Below are 6701 nucleotides of genomic sequence, written 5' to 3' on the forward strand. Positions count from 1 at the left end.
GGGGCGAAAGCAAACCCCGTATGTCCTGCCGCACACCCTACATCAAGTACACTCATCTCTGATGTTGGTTCACCTGCCTGCACCATCAGCTCCAGATCGTGCCCTTGTGCGAAAATGGGTGATGTACTGTATGCATTTGCGGCGCGGTCAAATTGCTCTCGGATTGCTTCTTCTGGCTGCATTTTTGGCTCCTAAAATAGGTGTGGGCAGAATGGAAATTCGGTGGAATTGGTATTTTTAGCTCTAAGCGAACCGGATTAAGAAGCGATCGCTTTCTGTGTCAACATCAACGCACGATGCAGGCAATGCCGATAACACGCAAAGCGTTAAAACACGCTCAACCCAGCAATTTCAGCATCTCAATCGCCAGACTCGGAATCAGCGGCATCTCTAGAGACGGGCATCACCAGCACCTTATCAACGCGATTGCCATCCATATCCATCACTTCAAAACGCCAACTCCCCAGATGAAAATGGTCGGCAGCCGTAGGAATTTTCCCTAAATGGGTAATCATAAAACCGCCCATTGTGTGATAGTTTCCTTTTTGCGTTCCCGGCAATTCCTCAATATCTAATATTTCAAAAAACTCTTCCACCGACAACATTCCATCAATCAACCAGGAACCATCTTCGCGTTGTACGGCTGGAGGAGATGTTGTACTATCGATTTCTACATCACCAACGATTTCTACTAAGATGTCGTTGAGCGTAACTACTCCCTGAGTGACGCCGTATTCATCTACAACCAGCGCCATGTGAGTGCCGGTTTGCTTGAATAATTCTAGAACTTTCAGCCCTCCGGTACTTTCAGGCACAAATACCGGCTGTTTCAACGAGAGCGTTAGGTCAAGCTGTTGTCCGGACAGACAGCGCCCTAATAGGTCAGTCACGGGAATGATGCCCAAAACATTATCCAGCGCCCCCTGACAGACGGGAAATCGGGAATAGGCGCTGTTTATAATCTTGCGTTGATTTTCTTCCTGGGAGTCTTCTAGGTCAAGCCAGACAATATCCGGTCGGGGTGTCATTAACGCACTCACGGGTCGGTCTCCCAGGCGAAACACTCGTTCCACCATGTCTTGTTCTGCTTCCTCAAAGGTTCCCGCCTCCGTGGCTTGCTCGATTAAGGCTGTAATATCGTGTTCGGTGATTTCACCATCGGTGGATGGCCTGATGCCCAACAGCCGCACCATCATATCTGTGGAGGTACTCAATAGATAAACAACTGGGGCAGCAATAGTAGCCAACATCCGCATCGGGATAGCAACAGATGAAGCAATCCGTTCTGGATAGTTTAAAGCCAGCCGCTTGGGCACCAGTTCGCCAATAATCAGTGTCAGATAAGTGATGATGAGAATCGCGATCGCTGATGCGATCGCGTTTTTATACGGGGCGATCCAGGCAATCAACCCTAATAGAGGGGTGAGGCTTTTAGCGATGGTTTTTTCGCCGAAAGCACCGGAGATAATCGCCAGGAGGGTTATCCCCACCTGAACAATTGCCAAAAACTGATTCGGGGAATTCGCCAGTTCCAAGGCAACGCGTGCTTTGACATCCCCTTGGTTAGCCAGCTGTTGCAGCCTCACCTTCCTAGCCGAGACGATAGCTAACTCTGACATCACAAAGATGCCATTGGCAACGATCAGTAGCAAAATAATTAGAAATTCGGTAGTAGGGGTCATTTGTCAATGTGTCAGTAATATCGGCGAACGGTGCCTTAGATGGAAGTAGGGGCGATACCCGAAGTTGGATGGTTAGAAAACCAGAGAACCAATGTGCCCACCCCGATATCAAAAGCTGGGGTTCCCCAAAAAAGCAGTAACTATAGAGAAAGTAGCATTTTGTGTAAAGCAGAAATCTATCGATAGAGCAGTCTCGATTTGAACTGCCTTCTAAAATGATGGAGGTAGGGAGGTATACTCCTGCCTTTTTGTCAGAACGAATTAAGCATTTCCTGCAACTGATGGCTTTCTCTTCTATTATTCGTGCCTTAGGGCGATCGCCTCTTACGACAGAACTCCTTTCTAAGCTCGACCAACAACGGTATCTACAGCTCAACGGAATTCCCCGGTTGCCAAAGGGATTGGTGGCTTCTGCCCTCGCGCAAGCCCAAGGACAGAATTTGTTCGTGGTGTGTGCCACCCTGGAGGAAGTTAGCCGCTGTTGCGCTCAACTGGAAGCAATGGGTTGGCAGACGGTACATTTTTATCCGACTTCTGAAGCGTCGCCCTACGAGCCATTTGATCCCGAATCGGAGATGACTTGGGGACAGATGCAGGTATTGGCAGATTTAGTCAAGGCTGAGGCGACAGGAAGTTCTCAGTCCTCAGCCAAGATGGCGGTTGTGGCGACGGAACGGGCGCTACAACTTCATTTGCCGCCTCTTGAAGCTTTTAAGCCTTTCTGCATCACGCTGGAACGCGGACAGAGTTGGGATTTAAACGCCTTTAGCAAGAAGGTGGCGACTCTGGGATACGAACGGGTGCCTCTGGTGGAAATGGAGGGGCAATGGAGTCGGCGCGGGGATATTATCGATGTGTTCCCGGTGTCGGCTGAGTTGCCGGTGCGTTTGGAATGGTTCGGGGATGAACTGGATCAGATGCGGGAATTCGATCCGGCGACGCAGCGATCGCTAGATAAGATTGAGCGGCTGGTGTTGACTCCGACTAATTTTAGTCCGATTGTTCGGGCGGCGTTAGAAGATACGAACCGCCAAGACGCCAAGGTCGCGAAGGAAGAGAGGGAAGAGAGGGAAGAAGAACCAGAGAAGAGTACGCGGCGGTTGTTGGGGGTGGCTTTTGAGAAACCGGCTTCTTTGTTGGATTATTTGCCGGAAAATACGCTGATTGCGATTGATGAGCCGGAGCAATGTCGCGCCCATAGCGATCGCTGGGTGGAACACGCTGAAGAACAATGGGCAATTGCGAATAGGAAGGAGGAATTACCCAAAATTCACCGCAATTTTGATGAATCTTTAGCGGCGGCGGAACGCTTTAAGCGGCTGTATTTATCAGAATTGGTTGAGTCCTCAGTCCTCAATCCTCAGTCCTCCGCACTCAATCTAGCTAGTCGTCCGGTTCCGGTAACGCCGCATCAGTTTGCTAAAATTGCGGAAACTTTGCGGAAGGAACGCGATCGCAGTTTCTCGATCTGGATCGTTTCTGCACAGCCTTCCCGTTCTGTATCGTTGCTCCAAGAACACGATTGTCCGGCGCAATTTGTCCCCAATCCCCACGATTATCCGGCGATTGACAAGTTGCAAATCCAGAAGACGCCGGTGGCGGTAAAATATTCGGGGATCGCGGAACTGGAAGGATTTATCCTGCCAACCTTCCGATTGGTGGTGGTGACAGACAGGGAGTTTTTCGGACAGCATTCTCTGGCAAGTCCCAGCTATATCCGCAAGCGTCGTCGGGCGGCGTCTAAGCAAGTCGATCCCAACAAGTTGCGCCCCGGTGATTATGTGGTTCACAGAAATCACGGGGTTGGTAAGTTTCTCAGGCTGGAAAGTCTGACGGTTAATAACGAAACCCGTGAGTATTTGGTAGTGCAGTACGCGGATGGTTTGCTGCGAGTAGTGGCAGATCAGGTGGGTGCGATGTCTCGGTTTCGCGCCACGGAGGGGAAACCGCCGGAACTGAATCGAATGTCCGGCAAGGCGTGGGAATCTACCAAGAATAAAGTCCGCAAGGCGATTAAGAAGTTGGCGGTGGACTTGCTGAAGTTGTATGCTCAGCGATCGCAACAACAAGGTTTTGTTTATCCACCGGATTCGCCTTGGCAAGAGGAATTAGAAGATTCTTTCCCTTATCAACCGACGCCGGATCAGTTGAAGGCGGTGCAGGATGTGAAGCGGGAAATGGAAAGCGATCGCCCGATGGATCGGTTGGTGTGCGGTGATGTCGGTTTCGGCAAGACGGAAGTCGCCATCCGCGCCATATTTAAAGCGATTACCGCCGGGAAGCAAGTTGCGTTCCTCGCCCCAACGACGATTCTGACTCAACAGCACTACCACACCCTAAAAGAGCGTTTCGCCCCCTACCCAATTGAGGTGGGTTTACTCAACCGCTTCCGCAGTGCTGAGGAACGCCGCAATATTATCAAACGACTGGCGACGGGTGAATTAGATGTCGTCGTTGGCACTCACCAACTCTTAAGTAAGGAAATTCGTTTCCGAGATTTAGGGTTGTTGGTGGTGGATGAAGAACAGCGATTTGGCGTCAACCAAAAGGAAAAAATCAAATCTCTGAGAACGCAGTTGGATGTGCTAACTCTTTCCGCCACCCCGATTCCCCGGACGCTTTATATGTCATTGTCGGGAATCCGGGAAATGAGTTTGATTACTACGCCGCCACCGTCTCGGCGTCCGATTAAAACTCACCTGGCATCATACGATCCCGAAGCGATCCGTACGGCGATTCGCCAAGAACTCGACCGAGGGGGACAGGTGTTTTATGTCGTCCCGCGAGTCGAGGGAATTGAAGAAACGGCTACAAAGCTGCGAGAAATGGTGCCAGGAACCAGACTGGCGATCGCTCACGGTCAATTAGACGAATCTGAGTTAGAAGCGACGATGCTTGCCTTCAGCGCTGGCGAAGCGGATATCCTCGTCTGTACCACGATTATTGAATCCGGCTTAGATATCCCCAGAGTCAACACGATCCTGATTGAAGATGCCCATAAATTTGGTCTATCCCAGCTATACCAATTGCGCGGACGGGTGGGACGTGCTGGCATCCAAGCTCACGCATGGCTATTTTATCCCAAGCACAAGGCGCTCTCAGATGCCGCACGGCAACGGTTACGAGCCATTCAGGAATTCACCCAATTGGGTTCTGGCTATCAACTTGCCACGCGCGATATGGAAATTCGGGGCGTCGGTAACTTATTGGGTGCGGAACAATCGGGACAGATGGATGCCATTGGTTTCGATCTTTATATGGAAATGTTGGAGGAAGCGATTCGCGAAATTCGCGGACAGGAAATTCCCCAAGTTGACGATACGCAGATTGACTTGCAGCTGACGGCGTTTATCCCCGCGGACTACATCACCGATTTGGATCAAAAGATGAGCGCTTACCGTGCAGTGGCTGCGGCGAATTCTAAGGAAGAATTAGTGAGTATTGCCGCAGAATGGAGCGATCGCTACGGGAGTATCCCTAAATCAGCAACTCAGTTGCTGCGGGTAATGGAACTGAAACAACTGGCGAAAAAACTCGGCTTCAGCCGGATTAAACCAGAAAGCAAACAACACGTTATCCTAGAGACACCGATGGAGGAACCCGCCTGGAACCTGCTCAAAGATAATCTGCCAGAACACCTGAAAACTCGCTTTGTCTACACCTCCGGTAAAGTCACCGTTCGCGGTTTGGGCGTCTTGCCTGCCGAGCAGCAGACGGAACATCTGATTACTTGGTTGGGTAAGATGCAAGGGGCACTCCCAGAACCGGCACTCGTCTAATTTACATATCAGTACTGACAGCTCGGTTTGCAGGGTCGAAGAGTTGAAATTTGTCTTTAAGTTTGTCTGCGATTAGATCGGGCAAATCGGTAGTGTCAAAACCTCTTCCTGTCTCCCTGCAAATTTTTTGTTATTTTTGCTACCAATCCTCTATCAATCTCAGGAAAGATAATGAACAAATTGCACTCAAAAAAATTACCTCGTTGGGTACTTCCGCTTTGACTGAATACTTAGTTTTAATGTAATTAATGAATGCAGTACAGCCAAGCTAACTCTGTAAATCTCCTAGATCAGAATTATCGGAACATTTGTTTAACTTATCTAATTCTGTTCTTCTAAAATTGGCTTGAGCTGGCATTTCATGATTTCAACCAGTCGAGAAATAAACTAAATTCAGTCTCTAAGCAATCCCAGCTTAGGTATTTTGACGTGGCATTTGTTTAATTGGTGATTATTTCATCAAATCTTTAAAAATCCTGATAGAATTTGTTCGTAGTTTTATGAAACATTTCTTTAGGGTTTGTATCTTGGAAATAGGGATGAGCAAATACTCAAGCAATTGGAAAACACAAGGGTGAACCTAATGAGTATGATCTGCACAGACAAACAGCCGAATACCCTAGAAAGTATTGCACTCGCTTCAGCAGAAAGCGTACAAGCAGCTAAAGTCGTTCGCTCGCCTAAAAAGCAGCAATTCGATATCCTGCGCCCACTCCGTCAATGGCTGGACGGAATTGCGATTTCTGACCGTCAGATGGCTGAGCTTCTCGCAAAGGCGATTCCGGCACAGTGCCCCTTTGAGCGTGATATCAAGCTATTTGGTCACAAAGTAGGACACATTCCTCCGTTGTGCAAACTGAATCCGTTTTATGACCAACTGGTAGGATTGCGTTTTCGGGCGCTTTGTTATCTAGTCGATCAATGTGGTGTGGATATCCAGTCCTACATCTAGAAAAAGCTAGAGCAAATTGTGCTAAGGCAAGCATACGCTTTCTGGCGATCGCCAGATGACAGTAAAGGTAAAGGTTCAGCATCAGCCCAGTCAATCGCATCTCACCCAGTTGGGCGTCTCCGCTAGACCCATTTGGATGAAAGAAGTTTCCGAATTTTCCTAAACCTACGACGATCCGGAAACTTGCTAGTTTTTAGAAGAGGATGTCACTGTAACGCCGGAAGATGGAAGGCTAGTGCAAAAGGCCAAAGGCGACTTGAGTAACTCCCGCCAGGATGCCTTGCACTT

3 protein-coding genes and 1 pseudogene are annotated in these 6701 nt (G+C 49.1%); 2 read left to right on the forward strand and 2 right to left on the reverse strand.

What is annotated here, in order from left to right; genetic code table 11:
- Together H6F50_RS01230 and H6F50_RS01235 are read right to left on the reverse strand one after the other, a co-directional pair.
- Positions 1-182: pseudogene (locus H6F50_RS01230) on the reverse strand (class I SAM-dependent methyltransferase); the annotation flags it as partial.
- A gap of 177 nt (positions 183-359) precedes the next feature.
- Complete coding sequence (locus H6F50_RS01235; protein WP_190425428.1) at positions 360-1682, reverse strand: hemolysin family protein; 1323 nt, start codon at positions 1680-1682, stop codon at positions 360-362.
- 281 nt (positions 1683-1963) lie between these two features.
- Between H6F50_RS01235 and mfd the strand changes: the two genes are divergently transcribed.
- Both mfd and H6F50_RS01245 read left to right on the forward strand, forming a co-directional pair.
- Positions 1964-5461 carry a transcription-repair coupling factor gene (mfd, locus tag H6F50_RS01240; RefSeq protein ID WP_190425431.1) on the forward strand — a complete coding sequence of 1166 codons (3498 nt, stop codon included), beginning with the start codon at positions 1964-1966 and terminating at the stop codon, positions 5459-5461.
- Between the two features lie 589 nt (positions 5462-6050).
- Positions 6051-6413, forward strand: coding sequence for a Mo-dependent nitrogenase C-terminal domain-containing protein (locus H6F50_RS01245; protein WP_190410141.1), 363 nt, complete (start codon positions 6051-6053; stop codon positions 6411-6413).
- The last annotated feature ends 288 nt before the right edge of the window (positions 6414-6701 follow it).

The organism is Coleofasciculus sp. FACHB-712, from assembly GCF_014695635.1.
In the GTDB taxonomy this organism is placed as follows: Bacteria; Cyanobacteriota; Cyanobacteriia; order Cyanobacteriales; family FACHB-T130; genus FACHB-T130.

Excerpts from the sequence above, each read along its gene's own strand:
- H6F50_RS01235 (WP_190425428.1), bottom strand. The coding sequence starts at position 1,682 with ATGACCCCTACTACCGAATTTCTAATTATTTTGCTACTGATCGTTGCC.
- mfd (WP_190425431.1), top strand. The coding sequence starts at position 1,964 with ATGGCTTTCTCTTCTATTATTCGTGCCTTAGGGCGATCGCCTCTTACG.
- H6F50_RS01245 (WP_190410141.1), top strand. The coding sequence starts at position 6,051 with ATGATCTGCACAGACAAACAGCCGAATACCCTAGAAAGTATTGCACTC.